General features: G+C 31.7%; 19 protein-coding genes and 3 tRNA genes. 15 read left to right on the top strand and 7 right to left on the bottom strand.

Features of this window, described 5'->3' with window-relative positions:
• Positions 1-33: 33 nt before the first annotated feature.
• The 4 genes from DG435_RS08060 to DG435_RS08045 all read left to right on the top strand — a co-directional run bounded on the left by DG435_RS08060 (position 34) and on the right by DG435_RS08045 (position 3,553).
• On the top strand, positions 34-678 hold the full coding sequence (locus tag DG435_RS08060) for a DUF4159 domain-containing protein (protein ID WP_106794455.1): 645 nt from the start codon (positions 34-36) through the stop codon (positions 676-678).
• Positions 678-1,199, top strand: a complete 522-nt coding sequence (locus DG435_RS08055) for a TrmH family RNA methyltransferase (protein ID WP_106794435.1) — start codon at positions 678-680, stop codon at positions 1,197-1,199. Before DG435_RS08060 ends, DG435_RS08055 begins: the two co-directional genes overlap by 1 nt.
• A 77-nt stretch (positions 1,200-1,276) precedes the next feature.
• Positions 1,277-2,365: an AI-2E family transporter gene (locus DG435_RS08050; RefSeq protein ID WP_106794434.1), complete on the top strand. Its 1,089-nt coding sequence runs from the start codon at positions 1,277-1,279 to the stop codon at positions 2,363-2,365.
• Positions 2,366-3,553, top strand: coding sequence for an SAM-dependent methyltransferase (locus DG435_RS08045; protein WP_106794433.1), 1,188 nt, complete (start codon positions 2,366-2,368; stop codon positions 3,551-3,553).
• A 22-nt stretch (positions 3,554-3,575) separates the two neighbouring features.
• Here the strand turns inward: DG435_RS08045 and DG435_RS08040 are convergent, their stop codons facing one another.
• Together DG435_RS08040 and DG435_RS08035 are read right to left on the bottom strand one after the other, a co-directional pair.
• Entirely contained in the window at positions 3,576-4,046 is a 471-nt protein-coding gene (locus DG435_RS08040; protein WP_106794432.1) for a hypothetical protein, read from the bottom strand.
• A 30-nt stretch (positions 4,047-4,076) separates the two neighbouring features.
• Entirely contained in the window at positions 4,077-5,675 is a 1,599-nt protein-coding gene (locus DG435_RS08035) for a hypothetical protein (protein WP_159025736.1), read from the bottom strand.
• A gap of 271 nt (positions 5,676-5,946) precedes the next feature.
• On the opposite strand from DG435_RS08035, the gene DG435_RS08030 reads away from it, so the two are divergent.
• From DG435_RS08030 to DG435_RS07995, 8 genes are all read left to right on the top strand, one after another.
• Positions 5,947-6,030: transfer RNA gene (locus tag DG435_RS08030), tRNA-Ser, on the top strand.
• Between the two features lie 18 nt (positions 6,031-6,048).
• Positions 6,049-6,123: transfer RNA gene (locus DG435_RS08025), tRNA-Pro, on the top strand.
• Positions 6,124-6,137: 14 nt separating this feature from the next.
• Positions 6,138-6,211, top strand: a tRNA-Arg gene (locus tag DG435_RS08020).
• 185 nt (positions 6,212-6,396) lie between these two features.
• Entirely contained in the window at positions 6,397-7,197 is an 801-nt protein-coding gene (locus DG435_RS08015) for a LytTR family DNA-binding domain-containing protein (protein ID WP_106794430.1), read from the top strand.
• A gap of 82 nt (positions 7,198-7,279) precedes the next feature.
• Complete coding sequence (locus DG435_RS08010; RefSeq protein ID WP_159025735.1) at positions 7,280-8,431, top strand: serine hydrolase; 1,152 nt, start codon at positions 7,280-7,282, stop codon at positions 8,429-8,431.
• Entirely contained in the window at positions 8,421-9,107 is a 687-nt protein-coding gene (locus tag DG435_RS08005) for a hypothetical protein (protein WP_106794428.1), read from the top strand. The genes DG435_RS08010 and DG435_RS08005 overlap by 11 nt, the downstream gene beginning before the upstream one ends.
• 310 nt (positions 9,108-9,417) lie before the next feature.
• Complete coding sequence (locus DG435_RS08000; RefSeq protein ID WP_106794427.1) at positions 9,418-10,227, top strand: alpha/beta hydrolase; 810 nt, start codon at positions 9,418-9,420, stop codon at positions 10,225-10,227.
• A gap of 10 nt (positions 10,228-10,237) precedes the next feature.
• On the top strand, positions 10,238-10,858 hold the full coding sequence (locus DG435_RS07995; protein ID WP_106794426.1) for a hypothetical protein: 621 nt from the start codon (positions 10,238-10,240) through the stop codon (positions 10,856-10,858).
• A 49-nt stretch (positions 10,859-10,907) separates the two neighbouring features.
• Here DG435_RS07995 and DG435_RS07990 read toward each other — a convergent pair whose 3' ends face one another.
• The 3 genes from DG435_RS07990 to DG435_RS07980 form a co-directional block, all read right to left on the bottom strand.
• Positions 10,908-11,807 carry a LytTR family DNA-binding domain-containing protein gene (locus DG435_RS07990; RefSeq protein ID WP_106794425.1) on the bottom strand — a complete coding sequence of 300 codons (900 nt, stop codon included), beginning with the start codon at positions 11,805-11,807 and terminating at the stop codon, positions 10,908-10,910.
• 260 nt (positions 11,808-12,067) lie between these two features.
• Positions 12,068-12,949, bottom strand: a complete 882-nt coding sequence (locus DG435_RS07985) for a DMT family transporter (protein ID WP_106794424.1) — start codon at positions 12,947-12,949, stop codon at positions 12,068-12,070.
• A gap of 52 nt (positions 12,950-13,001) precedes the next feature.
• Complete coding sequence (locus DG435_RS07980) at positions 13,002-14,216, bottom strand: MFS transporter (RefSeq protein ID WP_106794423.1); 1,215 nt, start codon at positions 14,214-14,216, stop codon at positions 13,002-13,004.
• 121 nt (positions 14,217-14,337) lie between these two features.
• On the opposite strand from DG435_RS07980, the gene DG435_RS07975 reads away from it, so the two are divergent.
• Together DG435_RS07975 and DG435_RS07970 are read left to right on the top strand one after the other, a co-directional pair.
• Positions 14,338-15,231 (top strand): LysR family transcriptional regulator, encoded by an 894-nt coding sequence (locus tag DG435_RS07975; RefSeq protein ID WP_106794422.1) that lies wholly within the window; start codon positions 14,338-14,340, stop codon positions 15,229-15,231.
• A gap of 51 nt (positions 15,232-15,282) precedes the next feature.
• On the top strand, positions 15,283-15,780 hold the full coding sequence (locus tag DG435_RS07970; protein ID WP_106794421.1) for a GNAT family N-acetyltransferase: 498 nt from the start codon (positions 15,283-15,285) through the stop codon (positions 15,778-15,780).
• 59 nt (positions 15,781-15,839) lie between these two features.
• Here DG435_RS07970 and DG435_RS07965 read toward each other — a convergent pair whose 3' ends face one another.
• Positions 15,840-16,676: an AraC family transcriptional regulator gene (locus DG435_RS07965; RefSeq protein ID WP_024771084.1), complete on the bottom strand. Its 837-nt coding sequence runs from the start codon at positions 16,674-16,676 to the stop codon at positions 15,840-15,842.
• 95 nt (positions 16,677-16,771) lie between these two features.
• Here DG435_RS07965 and DG435_RS07960 point away from each other — a divergent pair, with 95 nt between their 5' ends.
• The gene (locus tag DG435_RS07960; RefSeq protein WP_106794420.1) at positions 16,772-17,788 is read left to right on the top strand and encodes a zinc-binding alcohol dehydrogenase family protein; all 1,017 of its coding nucleotides are present in this window, start codon (positions 16,772-16,774) and stop codon (positions 17,786-17,788) included.
• A 61-nt stretch (positions 17,789-17,849) separates the two neighbouring features.
• Here DG435_RS07960 and DG435_RS07955 read toward each other — a convergent pair whose 3' ends face one another.
• Positions 17,850-18,422 carry a uracil-DNA glycosylase family protein gene (locus DG435_RS07955; protein WP_106794419.1) on the bottom strand — a complete coding sequence of 191 codons (573 nt, stop codon included), beginning with the start codon at positions 18,420-18,422 and terminating at the stop codon, positions 17,850-17,852.
• Between the last annotated feature and the right edge of the window lie 69 nt (positions 18,423-18,491).

Genomic DNA, 18,491 nt, shown 5'->3' with positions numbered 1-18,491 from the left:
TAGTACTTTTAGGCTTTATTTTAGACGAGTATGATGATAAAACTTACTGGATATATCTTCTTTTTTTTGATTACCATATCAATTTATGGGCAAGATATTGCCATTTTACAATATAAAGGAGGTGGTGATTGGTATAGTAATCCTACTGCTCTTCCTAATCTTATTACATTTTGCAATCAAAATATTAATACTGCAATATCTGCCAAACCAAAAACGGTAAAGCCAGAGAGTGTTGATATATTTCAGTATCCATATATTCATATGACAGGACATGGTAATGTCTTTTTTACAGATGTAGATGCCGAAAACTTAAGAAATTACCTATTAAGTGGTGGTTTTTTACATATTGATGATAATTATGGTATGGAGCCCTATATTAGAAAAGAACTCATTAAAGTTTTTCCTGATAAGGAACTGGTAGAATTACCTGTAACACACCCTCTCTTTTCTTCAAAATATAATTTTCCGGAAGGATTACCCAAAATCCATGAGCATGATGGAAAACAGCCGCAAGCGCTTGGGGTTATACATGAAAATCGCTTAGTACTACTTTTTACTTTCGAAAGTGATCTAGGCGATGGTTGGGAAAATCCAGAAGTACATAACGATCCAGAAGAAGTAAGATCCAAAGCACTAAAGATGGGAGCTAATATTATTAAATACGCTTTTGAGAATTAATGTCAGAGCAATTACATCATCATAATAATCAGTTTATAAAAAATAAATTTCCGATAACTCTTGTATGTGATCGGGTGAATTCGCCCGCGAATATTGGAAGTATATTTAGAATTGCAGATAGTTTTGGTATCGAACAAATCTATTTTTGCGGAGAAGGTATCACCGTGGTTAGTAAACGTATGCAACGTACAGCAAGAGCTACACACGAGATCATACCTCATCATCAAACAGAAGATATTGTACCTACCATACAGCAATTTAAATCCGATGGGTATACCATCCTGGCATTAGAAATTACCGATACCAGTATTCCTGTTTCTGATTATAAACCATCATCGCAGGAAAAAATAGTGCTCGTGATCGGTGAAGAAAATTTTGGAGTATCTAATGAAGTTTTGGCATTAGTAAAACACAGTATACACATTAATATGTATGGTAATAATAGTAGTATGAATGTTGCAACAGCAACAGGAATTGCGCTATATGAAATTACAAAACAAGTAATGAATAGTAAGAAATAATACTCTAGAGTTTATATAAAAAAGCACAAATCAAAACTTTGTAACTTTGAACCTTTGATGCCTTGAAATTTTAAAATATGAATTCAAAAACAATTGCATACGGAATCTTAAGAGCAGTAGCTATTATTATTGGTGTTCTGGGATTACTGTGGTTTCTCTATAAAATACAATCTGTCCTTATATACATTGCCTTTGCTTCTGTAATTTCTTTAATGGGTAGACCATTAGTGTTGTTTCTTAAAAAGAAACTAAAATTTAAAAACTCATTGGCCGTAATCACCACACTACTAATTGTTATAGGGTTATTTATGAGTATTTTCATGTTGTTTATTCCTATCATTAGTGAACAAGGGCAACTAATTGGCGAAATTGATATCAATAAATTGGGTGATGATATAAATAGACTTAATCAGGAGGTTAGTGCTTATTTCAAAATAGAAAAACTAAATTTTGTAGAACTGATCAAACAAACTGATCTGATGCAATTTTTTGATTTAAAAGTTATCCCTAATGCTATAAATTCGTTTTTAAGCGGTTTTGGAGCTGTTCTAATTGGGTTATTCTCGGTCTTATTTATTTCTTTCTTTTTATTGAAAGACAGTCTTCTTCTTGAAAATAGCTTATTAGTACTTGCAAAGAAAGAAGATGAAAACAGATTTATGAGAGCATTTACCAAAATTAAAGATTTACTCTCTCGTTACTTTGTTGGTCTGCTGTTACAGGTAGTCATTCTCTTTATTTTATACACTATCCTCTTATTGATATTTGGGGTTCATAATGCAATTGCAGTCGCTTTAATTGCTGCTATTTGTAATCTAATCCCATACGTAGGTCCATTATTTGGTGGGGTATTTATGATTATACTGGCGATTACCAGTAACTTAGGATTTGATTTTCAGACTGTGATTTTGCCTAAACTAACTTACATTTTGATTGGTTATCTGGCAATTCAACTAATTGATAATTTCTTGAACCAACCCTTGATTTTTGGAAATAGTGTAAAATCCCATCCGTTGGAAATCTTTTTGGCCATTCTTATTTTTGGATTGCTTTTCGGTATCGGTGGACTTATTGTTGCAGTACCTTTTTATACTGCGATCAAAGTAATTTCCAAAGAATTTCTTTCGGAATATAAAATTGTAAAAACACTTACCAAAGATCTCTAATTGAATCCTTTACTGCTACATAAAGAGGTTCAGGAATTTATTACTGAAAAATCTGATAGTACACTCGATATAAGTACTCTGATTTTAAGCGGAAGCCCTTTTGAAGGAATCTCTGGTAAAGAACTAGCCCAACAAATCCAGGGAAAACGTAAGGCAAAAAGAAAACTACCTTCCTGGTATGCTAAAAATAGAATCTATTATCCACCAACACTTAACCTAGAGCAAACTTCTTCTGAAATAACTGCTTTGTATAAAAGCAAGCTTGTTTCGGGAGCTTCTTTAATCGACTTAACTGGTGGTTTTGGGATCGATGATTATTTTTTTGCCAAACGGATCGCATCAGTAATTCATTGTGAACTAAATGCATCACTAAGCAAAATTGCTGCACATAATTTTGAAATATTCGGTCAGGAAAATATCCAAACTAGTATTGGAGATGGGTTAGATATTTTAAAAGATTACAATACCCTGGATTGGATTTACATCGACCCATCCAGAAGACATGATAGCAAAGGAAAAGTATTCTTTCTAGAAGACTGTTTACCCGATGTACCTTCAAATTTAGATATTCTCTTTAGCAAAAGTAAAAACATTCTGGTCAAAACTTCTCCTCTACTGGATATTCAAATTGGAAGTAAAGCATTACAAAACATAAAAGAAATTCATGTCGTTGCTGTAGAAAATGAAGTTAAAGAATTGATATGGATTCTTGATAAAACCTATACCGGAGATATTAAAATCATAACTGCCAATATTCAAAAAACAACACTTCAGGAATTTTCTTTTTTATTAAAAGATGAAGCTAGACAATCTGCCAATTTGGGGTTGCCTATGACCTATCTTTATGAACCTAATGCTGCCATTCTAAAAAGCGGAAGTTTCCAAAGTATTGCCACTGCTTTTGAGTTAAAAAAGCTTCATGTTAATTCGCATTTATATACTTCTGATCATAAAACTGATTTCCCTGGGAGAAGATTTGAAATTATAGCAGTGTATCCATATCAAAAAAAGGTATTGTCTAAAACAGGAATTACCAAAGCAAACATTACAATACGTAACTTTCCGGAATCTGTTGCTACCCTTCGAAAAAAGTTTAAAATCAAGGACGGAGGTGATGATTATCTCTTTTTCACAACAGATTACAACAACAAAAAGAAGGTAATTCATTGTAAAAAGATTACTTCTTAAAACAATGACCTCGTTTAATTAGCTACTCAGAAAAGACAGAAGACTGTGCTATAAAATTTTCTATATATAGCTTTAGCTCTTTATCATCAACCTTATCTATATTATCAAATATATAATCTTTATCTTCTTCTAAATTTTTATAATAACCAGCAATTTTAGGGGCATTGTTTTGAATACTTAGTCTAACCATTCTCAATTCTATATTATCTGGTTCAGACAATATAGCTGTATCTATCATCTTCTTTGCCTTGTTGAAATACGATATTTTGCTAAAAAGATTCCAGGAAAACGAAGCTTTTAATGCGAGTGCTGCACCATGATATCCCTGATAAATTGCTCCATCATTTTGCAACCCTTTTTGTGTAAGTTCATAGAATTGCTCAGTCTTTTCTTTAGATTCACTGCACGTCTTATAAGCATCTCGTATATCTTCAATACGAACAGTATCACCTATGGAAAAGAAAAAAGTTACTATGATCAATAAAATCTTCATTACTTTTTTATCGCAAAAAAGACCGATTTATTATTTAGCCAGTGATATTTTAAGCAATAGATTATTCTTTTTACCATCATAAGCTTCCATAATCATACTTTTATTGGGTAGCATTGCAGCTTTAGTAAGTTCTATTACATCTAATCGAGAATTTCTGATATCACTTCCGGTAAGAATTGCCTCTTTAGTAACTTCTCCTGTAGCATCATCAATGACATAAGATGTAAGATAAATAAATTCTTTTTTACCATCAAAATATCGTGTAGGCGTTTCATCGAATGATCGTTTAAGATTAGTAAAGTCATCAACATAAAACAAATATAGTTTACCATCATTTTTGAAATTCAGAAAAGACATACTACGTTTACTATTTGTTCCCATTTGATACTTTGGTAGTTTATGCATCCATATCATCGTATTGTCCGATCCTAGTTTTAGAACAAAAATATCTCTGTAATAATATCTATATGTTGTTCTGGAACCCGAAGAACTGGATGTTGTAAATGATTCTACAAAACGTTGTTCTCCCAGGAAGGTTGTACTCCCATCACTATTAAATACGATATCATTTATTCTAAGTTTTTCAAGATCTTTTAGATCATTTTCTTTTTGTGTTCCTTCATTAACTCGCTCTTCTCTCTTTAAAGCAAATCCTTCTAACGTTTCCAAAGGAATATCACTTTTTATTACAGAACCTACTGTACCGCTATCAGACAAGGTAGCAGAAAAGACTCCAGAAACCTCTTCTTTATTATTTGAATTAGCATAAAAACCAGATACTTTTACTTTTCCCGCTCCATCAACTTCAATAACAGCATCGGTAATTGATCTGCCAGCAATATCAATCTTACTCTTTATAATTTCACTACCGCTTTCTTCAGTAATCTTAAAAACTTCTGTATGATATGTATTTTCTAATTTATTTTTATCCTTTGATTCTGAATTAAAAATAGAGGCAGTCATATAAAAATGCCCATCATTACCAATGGCAAAATCCTCATTTTGAATTCTATCAGAAGAATATGGTAATGTTACTTTTCTTTTCCACAGGAGACTTAGATCATCTTTGTAAACAGCTAGTCCTATTTTGTCACCTTTTCCTGCACTTGTTTCTATACGATATAAAATCAATAATTTTTTTTCATCTACAGATTTTTTAAATACAAATTTGTTAATTCTTCCACCAGCATCAAATCCATAGGTACTCTTAAAGCCAAAATCTCTATTGACATTTTCTCTGTCATTAACCAATTGAATAGGTTTCTCTACCACTATACCTGTAAGAGATACTTTTTGTGCATATGCTTTATCATTTATAGAATAAAACACTACAGCTTTTCCTCCTAGTTTCATGACAGTTTCAAAATTTCCTTTATCATCTACAACTTGTCGTTTCTTTACATCTTCCTTAAGGTTATCCAGAGAATATCGCTGTATTGTCATAGCATTACGGCCTTTCTTAATAGAAACCAGTCTGTTTCCTGAAGCTACATGATAGGTATTTATACTTCGTATTCGTTTATACTTCTCTCCTATTTTAAAAGAAAAATCTTCTAGTAAAATAGGTTTTTGTGCAAATGTATAGCTAGAGATAAGTAAGGCAAAAATTAAAAAGTATTTACTATTCATTTTTATATTGTTTTTATAACTCTTCATAACATAATATATAGGTCAATAGTATACAAATATATAAAAGAAGTATTTAAGGTTTCTGTTGCTTATTGTTCAAAATTCAAGCCAATTTATTTTTGAAGAAAAAACTGATTTTCAAGTTTTTAAAAAGAAGGTTGAGCTAAATAAAAAATAATGGCAAAAAAATGTTGCATCATAGACTCATAAAACCTACATTTGCATCCGCATTTGAAATATTAAATGCGACGTTCATAACAAAAAATTTATAGGAGAGGTGCCAGAGTGGTAATGGAGCAGATTGCTAATCTGTCAACGCGCAAGTGTTGCCTGGGTTCGAATCCCAGTCTCTCCGCTTTATTTTTTTATGATTCGGGGTGTAGCGTAGCCCGGTTATCGCGCCGCGTTTGGGACGCGGAGGTCGCAGGTTCGAATCCTGCCACCCCGACTTTTTAGAGTTACGGGCTCGTAGCTCAGCTGGATAGAGCACCTCCCTTCTAAGGAGGCGGTCATAGGTTCGAATCCTATCGGGCTCACAAAAAGCCATACTTTTATTAGTATGGCTTTTTTGTTTTTAACAACTTCTAGATATGTTTATCGTTTATATTCTTTTTAATGAATCTATTGAATCAAAGTCAACTACCTAAAAAATGGTTAACAGATTCTTTATATTTACTCAAAAAACACATAACAACATTTAGCAAGCTATTATCAGCAATTCATGCAAATAAAATTACCATCAAACATCAAAAAGAATAGCTACAAATGGATAGTCACCATCTTGTCAGGTTTTTTTATTTTTCTAGTACTGTTTGTTTATAGAGCATATCATATTGATAAAACACCAAGTTTAACAGGGCATAGTGTATTTTTTAGGTCGTTATCACACGCGATCATAACCTCTCTTTCATTTTATTTTGTTGAGTTTCATTTAAGTCCACGATTGGCTATTGAAAAAAAGATTAAGCCTTTTGTAACTGCACTAATTGCTACACTTATTGGACTTAACTTTTCATTTCTTACATTCAATTATTTTTACCAATGGACAGAGTTATACTGGACCAGTTACTGGCCTTTTCTTTATGAGTATCCTCTTATTATCGCATTTCCGGTTACTTTAAGTATTTTAATTGATCACTTTTTAAGTCATTTTCATAATTCGTCCAATTCATTAATCGTGATTATATCTAATAACCAAAAGCAACGGTTTCAAATTAATATTGAAAATTTACTTTACATCAAGTCTGCAGACAATTACATTGAAATATTTTATCTTTCGAGTCGACAGGTTAATATGCACCTGATGCGTAAAAATTTAAAAGATATTGAGGATGAGTTTGGTTCACACCAACCTCTAATGAGGTGTCATCGGAGTTATATAATCAATTCTGATAATATTGATCATGTAAATAGACGAAACAACAAGGTAGAAGTTTGTATTGTCGGTGAGGTTATTCCTGTGTCTAAAAAATATGCTGGATTACTTGAAGACAAGTTTCCCCAATTGTTCACCACATATTAAGAAATTTCATACCAAAACACATGAATTAATTGAGAAAGCCTATCTAGATGCATTCTTTTGCACAGTACAACTAAATAGAAATATGCAAAAATATATTTTGATTGCCTTATGTATTGCCCTTATTTCATCGTCCTGCACTAAACAGAAGAGCTTTAACACTAGCTCTCTAACAAGTAGGTTGGATAGTTTATTTGAAATTGAACATTATAAAAATCGGTTTGATGGCACTGTTGTATTAGGTACTAAGGATTCTATAGTCTATAAAAAAGCAATAGGTATATCTAATAGAGCTTGGAATATTCCAATGCAGATAGATCATCGTTTTGATATCTGCTCTATTAATAAATCGTTTATTGCTGCGCTAATTCTTATGGCTGTAGAAGAAGGTAAATTGTCTCTTAATGATCATCTTACGGATCATATTAACACATATTCGTACCAAGGGAATTTTAATCAAGATATTACAATTCATAACTTACTGAATCACACTTCTGGTTTACCGGATTATGGTCAGGTACATCCAAATCTTTCAAAAAATCGGTACCTAAAATTTAAGCGTAAACATTTTGATAATAACGAATATATTGATTTCATTAGCAGAATTCCCAAGATAAGTGATCCAAACCAGCAATTTTATTACAGTAATTTTGCTTATCACCTGCTTATTGTCATTCTAGAAGACCTTTATCAACTTCCTTTTTCTGATCTTCTGGAACAAAAAATTACTAAACCTCTTAAGCTAGAACATACGTTCAGTACTTCTAACAATCGTATTGTTTTTGAGAATGTCGTAGAAGGGTATAATTATAATGAAACATCTGAAAATTGGATGCGAAATCAATTTATTGACCTGACTCTTGGCAGAAGAATATTTTCTTCGGCTGAAGATCTCTATCATTGGGGAAAAGAGATGAGTTCTCCTGTTCTTTTTAATAATAAACAGATAGAACTTATGCAAACTAATCATTTGTCAGAGATTAATCAGGAAATCTCATATGGTTATGGTTGGGTGGTATTTGATGGAAAAAGGCAATATCGTATAGGAGATATTGGTGTCAATAAAAAATACATCATACATGGGGGTGCAACTGAGGGATATAAATCCATGCTCATAAATATTGAAAATGGTGAGTATATCATCGCTTTTCTTGCCAATACAGGTGATCAGACAAATGAACTTGATCTTGCTAAAAAAATTGCAGTAATACTATACAATACAGAAAATGAAAACTAGATTAATATTTCTAAGCATTATCTTGTCTGTTTCGGGCATCGTAAATGCACAATCTATAACAGGGTTATGGATCGTAGATCAAGTAAGCGTAGGTGACAAAAAAATGACTCCAATAGCTAAATGGTTTAAATACAATACTGATAATTCTTACCAGGCAGGTAATGGATGGTTGCAAAATGATGAAGGTATCTGGAAATATGATAAAAAAGAAAAGGAATTTCTTCCTAAAAGCAGAAATGGCAAAGATGAGTACGGAGCCTTTAAAGTCGAATTTTCTGACAACAAAATGAAATGGGAACGGATAGAGGATGGAATGAAAGTAATAGTATCCTTATCCAAAATCTCCAATTTACCTATGTCTCCCAAGGATAATGCTGTCGGTAACTGGCAACTGGTTTCTGTATATAAGAATCATAAAGACATTACAAAATCTTACGATCCAGAAGGTAATGAAGCTATTTTTATTCGCTGGACAGGAACTTACCGCAAAACACATCCAGATATTTCAAAATCAAACGGATATTGGTATATGAATGCACACAAACCCGAGCTACACTTAATAGACTACAATCGCGCTATAGATGTTCAGGTATTTATAGTTTCATTTCATGACAACATGATGGCGATGAAACCTAAGAATACCGAAAACATCACATTTACATATAAAAGAAAATAAAAGAGATAATAAATGATATAGCACATACCAGATACATTAGTTGATGATCATTTATTGAATAAAAAAAGTACTAAACGCAATAACGGATGTAAAATGCCATCTATAATTACTTCAATTTACAAGAAGTAAGAGTATCTGTATACTTCTATCATACCCCTTCCCCTTTTTCTAAATAGATCTATCCTTTATCTAAGACTCCAGTACATCACAAAAAGATGACACTTCGTACCAATTCCCTTTTTACAAGCGGCATATAAAGGTTTCGAAAATACTTTTGCTGGAATTAGAAATTTAAAAAACAAAAAACATTATGAAAAAAATCATTCAGAACTCTATAGGTTTTCTGTGTTTAATCATTGGCATATTAGGCCTAAACAGTTGCGAGAAAGAAAACCTTTCTTCAATAAAAAACAATCACCCTTTTTCTATTACATCAAAATACACGAATACAACATACAGTATAAATGTTTTGTACCCTAAGACTTATAATCCTTCAAACAGTTATCATACAATCTATATGCTAGATGGAGATGATTATTTTAAAGAAGCTACAGATATCATTACAGAATCAAGTAGAGAGGATATCATTCTTATCGGAGTAGGATATGCTAATAAAAATCGAAGAGGAACAGATTATTCTTATCCCGAAGACAGCAATTTCTCGGGAGCTTCGGGAGGTGCAAAAGAATTTATCAATTTTATGAATAATGAACTTATTATTCATGTTGAAAATGAGCTTGAGATTGAAAGTGTTGACAGGACATTATTTGGTCATTCTCTAGGCGGATATCTTGCTTTATATATATTATTTCAGCAAAATCAACCCAACCCTTTTGATAATATTATAGCAGCAAGCTCAAATCTTATGTGGTATAATGCATATTTATTCCATTTAGAACAGCACTACTTTGACACCCATGATTCACTAAATAAAAATCTTTATATAACTGTTGGAGATTTAGAAGGAGCTTCGATCAATCTTTTTTTTAATGCTTTTAAGGAAAAAATAAACGAACGGTCCTATACTGGTTTAATTCTACACCACGAGAGATTAAAGAACGTCTCTCACAGAAACAGCCCAATGATCACTTTCAAAAAAGGGTTATCCATCATTTTATAAATACGACATCATGAAAAACTATGTAATAGTCCTTTTGTTTATTCTTGCCTTTCCTGTTTTGGCTCAGGGGCAAAAGGAAAACAAAGGATCAAATCAAAAACGCTGGAAATTAGAATTTTTATATACTTATGATATACTGAATACCAGTTATGGGAAAAACTATGGTTATATATTTAAAGGAAAATTAATGTGCTTAGATAGCAAACATTTTACGTTATCGTATGGTGTAGCTCATCAAAATAGTTACACAAACGAAACAGATAATTCATTTACTGATTATGTAGATGGATATACAAGAGATATAGGATTGTATTCTATTTTTGATATTACTTATTATCCTTTTAATAAGAAAAAACTCTACCTATCGCTAGAACCTTTTATAGGAGCAACGCATTTGAAGTCTAAAGGAACTTTAAAAATACCACAGTATTCGGTATATGAAAAATACAAAAATGAATATGTGTATTTTAATTACGGTTTTTCTCAATCTCTAGGTTACAACATTAATAATTTTAGTGTTAGTGCATTTGCATGGGTCTCTTTAAAAGGAATATTAGATAAAGGAAGAAACAGACCTGCAGATTTCGATTCTCGATTTTTCGTAGGATTAGGTATAGGGTATACCTTATAGAAAACATCCTAAATAATCACAATTTTTAAAAGTGTAATCTTTGATAAGGTTACACTTTTTTAATAGTAAAGGCATCTTTAAAAGTTTGAAATTTATTTCTTGACACAGGAACTTCATGAGGGACTCCTTCAAAGCTAATGCGATAATTTCTGGCGTTCCCAGAAGTCGTATTAATGTTTTTTATATTAATGATATACGATCGATGCGTACTAATAATAAATGCATAACTACCTAGTTCTTCCTCAAGCTTTTGAATTGTAAGTCGATATGGTTTACATTGTACTTTACCAGACGTTTTGGTAAAAACATCTGTATAATTCCCTTCAGATTTAGCGAATAAGAAGGAACTAATATCTAGCTCCAGAACTTCGTTTTTATTATTAGTTTGTATTCTTATAATATCGGATACTTCACTCTTTGTAAATATAATTCTAGATTCGAGTTGTTCATTGTATAAGGAGACTTTTTTTAAGTTTTCTTTTAAAAGAATGGTATAGTTGATCCATACAAGAAGAAAAGCCGGAACAATCCCAAGTAGAACAACATATAGCGATGAGTTTAAAAAATGTAGTATTATACTGTTAGAAGGCTCCTTACTGATCATAAGAGACAGTATATTATTAAATATAGCAATTACAAAAAGAAGTGAAACGATTAAAAGGCATTCTTTTCCTACGGTCCAGTTTTCCTTTAAATCAGGCTTAAAAAATATCCGAGGTATAATTTCGAGTACTAAGAGAATACTAAAAAAGGTCACTAATCCTGCTAGTGTACAAAGGAGAGGTTTTGAGAGCACAAAGTTTATGTCTACATAACTTTTGTCTATTGCTAATACATTAACAATATAAATCAACATCCCAAGTACAAAAGCAATTATCAAATTTCTTTTGAGATGAAATAGATAAGGATAAGGCTTATATATGATTTTGGAAATATAATGTCGAGACATTACGAACTATATTTTTTAATCAAAAGTAATATTTTTAAAGGGTATGAAGCGTTTTTTTAGTCCATATAATCTTTCCTTTTCTTAATTTCTTCCAGAAATTTTTCTTTATCCTGTTTATTAAATTTCTTTACAATTTTCTTGATAAAGAAAGACCAAATAAAATATTTATCAGATGACTGGTTCATATAGCAAATCTGGAAATTAGTATGTTTTGATATCTGTTTATGTAGTTTCTTTAACTCGATAAGAATTTAGTCAGCTTATTTTTTATTTCTCAATGCAAGTACATTTCCAAAAATGATAAGCACAATCCCTATAAAAGCATACACATCCGGTTTATATCCTTCAAAAATGGTAGAAATAGTTAAGGCAATTACTGGTATCACTACAATAACGTAGGCTGCTTTACTTGCTCCAATTTTGCCTATTAAGGTAAGATAAGAGGTAAACGCAATGATGGATCCAAAAATTGTCAAATATGCTAGTGACGAAATATAAGAAAATGAAGTGTCAAAACTTATCGATTTCCCACTAAACAAGGCTATTAATAACATAGCTATTGCACCATATAACATCCCAAAACCATTGGTTTGAATAACAGGGAGTTTAAATTTGCGTTGATTATTTGAAGAAGTAATATTTCCTAAAGAAGCAAAAATGATTGAGCAAATACAAAATATCAATCCCTTGATTTGATCATTAGTTAAATCCACCTTTCTAAACTCGGTCTGGTATATCAGAACTGTCCCTAAAAGCCCGAAGACAGCTCCTATTATGATTTGTTTTTTTATTTTATCTCCTAAAAATATTGCGCCAAAAACTATGTTCATAAAAATTAATGTAGAAAATGCTACAGCCACTAACCCACTACTTAGATATTGTTCTGATAAGTATACTAGCCAATAATTTGTTCCAAATAATAAAACCCCTTGTAAAGCAATAAAAAAATGTTGCTGCTTTGTAAATGATAATGGAAGTTTTCTAATCTTAGAATACCCCAATAATATAATACCTCCTAATCCAAATCGATAGGCAACAGAAACTATAGGATCTACAGTTCCTAATTGATATTTAATGATATACCAAGTAGATCCCCATATTAATGCCGGAATTATAAATAATAAGTAATTAGATTTTAGCATATTAAATAAATTTATTCTTTAAAACTAGACTATACTATTTTTATGATCTTTCCTAAGAAATTTCTTTTGTTAATTTAAACGTATTAGTATACTGCCTTGCACATATTATAAATAATAGTAATGAAAAAAGAATGAGTCCTATCAAAGTAAAAATAAAATTAGACCATCCCCATTTTGATACTATATGCCCAGTTAAACTTCCTATACCGCCTGCTCCCATGTACTGGCATATTAAGTATAAGCAATTTGCAGTGCTTTTTCCTTCAACTGCATATTGAGATATTATCTTGTTTACCACAGTTTGGATCCCTAATAAACTAAAAGTAAGCAAACTTAAACCTAATACTAATAACCACAACTCTTCTACTAGTAAACCTAATGTTCCTATTAGAAATAATACTAATAAGATTTTAAGCATACGAAAAGAGTGAATTCGATGTGTCAATGCTCCAATTGTTATTGTTCCTCCTACTCCTGTAATATAGATTAGAAATAATAAAGAAATAATATAATGAGGAAGTGAAAAAGGAGGCATTTCTAGTCTAAAACTCAAATAATTATAGATACTTACAAAAGTGCCCATCATTAGGATCATTAAAATAAAAACTCCTAAAAACAATGGATTTTTAAGAAAGCTCTTCATATACATTATCTTCTGAAATGTTTGAACTTTTTGTGGATTAAAGTTTAGGGATTGTGGCAAAAGTCTCATAAAAAAGATACTTAATATCACTCCTATACCTCCAATAAACAATGTCGCTATTCTCCAATCATACCAACTAGAAATTAAACCTGCTACTACACGCCCCCACATACCACCTAATACATTTCCGGCTAAATATATCCCAATGATAATCCCTACATCTCTTACCTCAACTTCTTCAGAAATATAAACAATAGCAACCGCTATTACTCCCGACAATAAAAACCCTTTTATGAAACCAAAAACGACCAGCACATTAAAATTCCATGAGATTGCCGAGAGTATCGTGATTAATGAAGATAGAAATAATGCAATCAGCATTAATTTTTTGCGATGTAGGATATCTGCATAAAAAGCAAACATAAAAAGCCCTAAAGCAATACCAATCATAGAAGATGAGACAACCAAGCTACTGATAGCCGGAGAAACTAAAAAACTTTCGCTTAATGATGGTAATAATGGCTGAAACATATAGAACTGTGAAAAAGCAGCCAAACCAGGAATAAAGATCGCTTTTCGAATCTCTTTATAACGTCTTGTATTTCTTTCTGCTTTTGTTTTCATTTCTTTATTTGTCTCCTCTTTCTTATAAGTTATAAAAGATTTGAAGTACAAAGTTCAAAATTATTTTTACATTAGTAAAACGTTATTTTCTTATCATATACATTAGTAAAACTTATTAATAATGGAATTACGCCAGTTAAACTATTTTGTTAAGGCGGCAGAGTGTTTAAATTTTACAGAAGCCGCTCATAAAGTATTCATAACACAAAGTGCACTTTCTCAACAAATAAAGCTTTTAGAACAGGAATTAGGAGTTCCTCTTTTTGATAGAATAGGAAAAAGAATACAACTTACTGAAGCTGGTTCATTATTTTTAACCCGTGCCCGGCATACTCTTAAAAACGCTGAAAATGCCAAACAATTAATAGAAGATTTACAAAACCTGCAATCGGGAACTTTACATATCGGAGTAACCTATGGTTTAACTAATTTGTTTACAGAAACACTGATATCTTTTTCTACAAAATTCCCTTCAATACAGGTTAAGGCTTTTTTTGGCACATCAGATGAATTAATGGAAAAACTCAAATCGGGTATGTTGGATTTTATTTTATCCTTTAATAAAGCAACAGATGATCAGATGATTACTACTATTCCATTATTTCAATCCTATTTAATGTTAGTAGTACACGAATCACATCGGTTAGCTAATAAGAAACAAATTAGTATCGAAGAGCTTAACACTATGGAACTAGCTGTGCCTGCAGAGGGGTTTACAACCAGAAAAGTTCTGGATAAGGCATTTAGAACAAACGAATTTCCGTATCATTATCAAATAGAATTAAACCATATCCCTACTTTAATTCGACTTATTGAAACCGGAAAATGGGCAACTGTTCTTACAAAATCGACTACACAATATTTACCTACCCTCAAAAGTATTCCTATAAACAAAAAGAAACTTAAATTACGATCTGCAATACGGTATCTTAAGGGCAACTATCAAAAAAAAGCTTCTAAAATTTTCTTCCAAATGATTTTGGAACATTATGAACAGAATACAGATTTAAATTAGCACATTGTGAAAATAACAGATCTAAAAAAATAAATTATAACCAAAATTATAATGAAAAAACCTGAAATACATATTCGACCTGCAAATAAAAAAGATCTCGAAAGAATTTGGAGTCTGTGGAAAGTAGTTGTAGATCAAAAAATCTATTTCCCTTATGATAATAGTTTTTCCCGAGAACACATTGAAAACAGTTGGATAAATCTAAATAATAATTGTTTTGTCGCAGAAGTAGAAAAAGAAATTATAGGTGCATATATTTTAAAACCTAATCAACCTGGCTATGGAGATCATATTGCAAACGCTTCATATATGGTTGACAATCAAAAAAGAGGAATGGGCCTTGGCCATAAGCTTTGTGCTCACTCTATTGATTCAGCAAAAAAACTAGGGTATAATGCTATGCAGTTTAATCTTGTAGTTAGCACCAATAAACCTGCAATAAAAGTATGGTTAGCCAATGGGTTTGAGATTATAGGAACAATCCCTGATGGGTTTAGGCATTTTGAAAAAGGATATGTAGATGCGCATATTTTTTACAGGAAATTGTGATCTGCATATCTTTCAGAAAAAATGGTATATAGGTTTTATACGGTAAAATAATTACAACCCTACACAAGTTCCTTCCTATACCTTGTGGGACTAATTCCTTTATTCTTTTTAAAAAATTTATTAAGATGGCTAACATCTGTAAAACCTAGTTCATCAGTAATTTCAGTTATGCGCATATCACTATACTGAAGCCTGTTTTCTATTAATCGAACCCGGTAATTAGTAATATATTGCTGTAGCGTTTCCTTGGTATGTTTTTTAAAATAACGGCCAAGATAGGTTTTAGAAATACCAAACTGATGACAAATTTCTTCTGTTCTCAATTTGGTAGGATCATATATATTCTCTTGTATATATTGTAATATATTCATCGCTTTTTCTTCTGTTCCTGCATCTATCACATCAGGAAGGTATTTTGCAATATTTCTCGCAACAATGACAATTAATGTGTTCACTAACTGCTGTATAATTTCTTTGTTATATAAGTCCCTGTTAACATATTCGCGTATCATAGCCTCTACCATAGGTTTAACCAATGTTTTGTCTGTAAGGTTTCTTAAAATACAACCTGGTTGATGATTTGCATTTTTTAAAATAAACTCTAATCGTTGAATATTATCCGCACTTATCTTTCCTGATTTAATATAAATATCATTAAATCTCAAAAAGAAAAATTGTGTAGTTGTATTGATTTCTATAGAAGATATGTCTGTTGGAGTTAATAAAAGCATATGCCCCGGATGATATAGAAATTCGTTCTTATTTACGCGTTGAGTTCCTGTACCAGATAAAATATAAACCAATTCAAAAAAACTGTTTTTGTGCTCATGCACTGGAGATTGATCCAATGTCTCAAAAGCTATCGAAAAAGGTTCATATAAATTATTTTTATCCATAATTATGCATTTTTACATTTAAAACGAAAAAATATACTACTAAACAATCTTCACAAAGGTATAAATTTGCTATAAATTATTAAAACATATATAACATGAATGCAATAGGAATCAAAAAATCATTACCAATAAGCGAGGAAAATAGCCTAATTCAGTTCGAAACAGAACGACCTGTACCAAAAGGGCAAGATCTATTGGTGAAAATTAAAGTAATAGGAATGAATCCTGTGGACTATAAAGTTCGCCAAAACAGCGTGCAAAATCAAGAATTAGACTCTCCAAAAATATTAGGCTGGGATGCTGTAGGTATTGTTGAAGCGGTGGGTGACAAAGTAACCTTATTTAAAACTGGTGATGAAGTGTTTTATGCAGGAGATATTACACGTCCAGGATCTAATGCCGAATATCAATTAGTAGACGAGCGTATAGTAGGCAAAAAACCGAATACTATTTCTGATGCTGAAGCCGCAGTTATGCCTTTAACTTCATTAACTGCCTGGGAGACATTGTTCGACAGACTAAAATTAACCCCAGGAGAAGGAGAAGGAAAAACTATACTAATTATTAGCGGTGCAGGTGGTGTTGGCTCTATTGCAACTCAATTAGCCAAAAAATTAACCAATTTAACCGTTATAGCTACCGCCTCTCGCCCTGAGAGTCGTTTGTGGTGTCAAAATATGGGAGCCGATCATGTTGTTAATCATCATAACCTTATTAAAGAAGTACATGCATTAGGAATCAATACCGTAAATTATATCTTAAATTTTTCGGGAACTTCTGACCACTGGAAAAACATAATCGAATTAATTGACCCACAGGGACACATATGTACTATTGCAGAATCTCCAGATAATCATATCAACATCGGATCTTTTAAATCTAAGAGTATAACCTTATCATATGAGTTAATGTATACACGATCCATGTATCAAACAAAAGATATGATTGAACAACATCATATCTTAAACAAAATAGCTGCAATGCTTGAAAACAATGAAATTAAATCAACACTCAATAGCACCCTTACTGGTTTTACAACTGAAAACCTCAAAGAAGCTCATCAAAAATTAGAATCAGGAAAAACCATTGGAAAAATTGCAATTACATTTTAACACCACTTTTTAATCTTAATGAAATGAGTTGATAATTATCAAATTAAACCAGAACTCTTAATTACTTGAGGACTGATTGAACTTGTAGTTGTAACCGAGGTATAACCTCTTTTTTATACCATTCATTTTTTGCCTGCCAAATATTGTTTCTTGGCGAAGGATGTGGTAATACAAAATAATCTGGCAAATATTCTTTGTAATTCTTTACCGTATCTGTTAGTGTTCTTTTTAATCGATCACCCAGATAGTACTCTTGAGCATATTTGCCAATGAGTAGTACAAGCTCTACATTTTCTATTTTGGTCAATAGTTGTTGATGCCACAAGGGAGCACATTTTTTTGTAGGAGGGAGATCTCCAGATTTCCCTTTTCCCGGGTAACAAAACCCCATAGGTACAAGTGCTATTTTTTGTGAATTATAGAACGTCTCATCATCAATTCCCATCCAGGCTCTTAAATTTTGCCCGCTTTTATCATCCCATGGAATTCCCGATTTATGAACAATACTCCCGGGAGCTTGACCTATGATTACTATTTTACTATGGGTATGTGCTGAAACTATTGGTCTTGGCCCTAATTCTAATTGCGCTGCACATTCATTACATTTTGAAATTAAAGACAATAATTTTTGCATAATTGATATTACGTTTTATAAATTGATTATTAAATTATAAAATAATATGGTTTCACTTAACTTATTTAA

The sequence above is a fragment of the Aquimarina sp. Aq78 genome, from assembly GCF_900299525.1.
Taxonomy (GTDB): Bacteria; Bacteroidota; Bacteroidia; order Flavobacteriales; family Flavobacteriaceae; genus Aquimarina.
The sequence above is the reverse complement of the archived record's forward strand: the minus strand, read 5'-3'. Positions and strand labels throughout refer to the sequence as shown.

Coding starts and splice junctions, on each gene's coding strand:
- DG435_RS08060 (WP_106794455.1), top strand. CDS start 34: ATGATAAAACTTACTGGATATATCTTCTTTTTTTTGATTACCATATCA.
- DG435_RS08055 (WP_106794435.1), top strand. CDS start 678: ATGTCAGAGCAATTACATCATCATAATAATCAGTTTATAAAAAATAAA.
- DG435_RS08050 (WP_106794434.1), top strand. CDS start 1,277: ATGAATTCAAAAACAATTGCATACGGAATCTTAAGAGCAGTAGCTATT.
- DG435_RS08040 (WP_106794432.1), bottom strand. CDS start 4,046: ATGAAGATTTTATTGATCATAGTAACTTTTTTCTTTTCCATAGGTGAT.
- DG435_RS08035 (WP_159025736.1), bottom strand. CDS start 5,675: ATGAATAGTAAATACTTTTTAATTTTTGCCTTACTTATCTCTAGCTAT.
- DG435_RS08015 (WP_106794430.1), top strand. CDS start 6,397: ATGCAAATAAAATTACCATCAAACATCAAAAAGAATAGCTACAAATGG.
- DG435_RS08010 (WP_159025735.1), top strand. CDS start 7,280: ATGCAAAAATATATTTTGATTGCCTTATGTATTGCCCTTATTTCATCG.
- DG435_RS08005 (WP_106794428.1), top strand. CDS start 8,421: ATGAAAACTAGATTAATATTTCTAAGCATTATCTTGTCTGTTTCGGGC.
- DG435_RS08000 (WP_106794427.1), top strand. CDS start 9,418: ATGAAAAAAATCATTCAGAACTCTATAGGTTTTCTGTGTTTAATCATT.
- DG435_RS07995 (WP_106794426.1), top strand. CDS start 10,238: ATGAAAAACTATGTAATAGTCCTTTTGTTTATTCTTGCCTTTCCTGTT.
- DG435_RS07990 (WP_106794425.1), bottom strand. CDS start 11,807: ATGTCTCGACATTATATTTCCAAAATCATATATAAGCCTTATCCTTAT.
- DG435_RS07985 (WP_106794424.1), bottom strand. CDS start 12,949: ATGCTAAAATCTAATTACTTATTATTTATAATTCCGGCATTAATATGG.
- DG435_RS07980 (WP_106794423.1), bottom strand. CDS start 14,216: ATGAAAACAAAAGCAGAAAGAAATACAAGACGTTATAAAGAGATTCGA.
- DG435_RS07975 (WP_106794422.1), top strand. CDS start 14,338: ATGGAATTACGCCAGTTAAACTATTTTGTTAAGGCGGCAGAGTGTTTA.
- DG435_RS07970 (WP_106794421.1), top strand. CDS start 15,283: ATGAAAAAACCTGAAATACATATTCGACCTGCAAATAAAAAAGATCTC.
- DG435_RS07965 (WP_024771084.1), bottom strand. CDS start 16,676: ATGGATAAAAATAATTTATATGAACCTTTTTCGATAGCTTTTGAGACA.
- DG435_RS07960 (WP_106794420.1), top strand. CDS start 16,772: ATGAATGCAATAGGAATCAAAAAATCATTACCAATAAGCGAGGAAAAT.
- DG435_RS07955 (WP_106794419.1), bottom strand. CDS start 18,422: ATGCAAAAATTATTGTCTTTAATTTCAAAATGTAATGAATGTGCAGCG.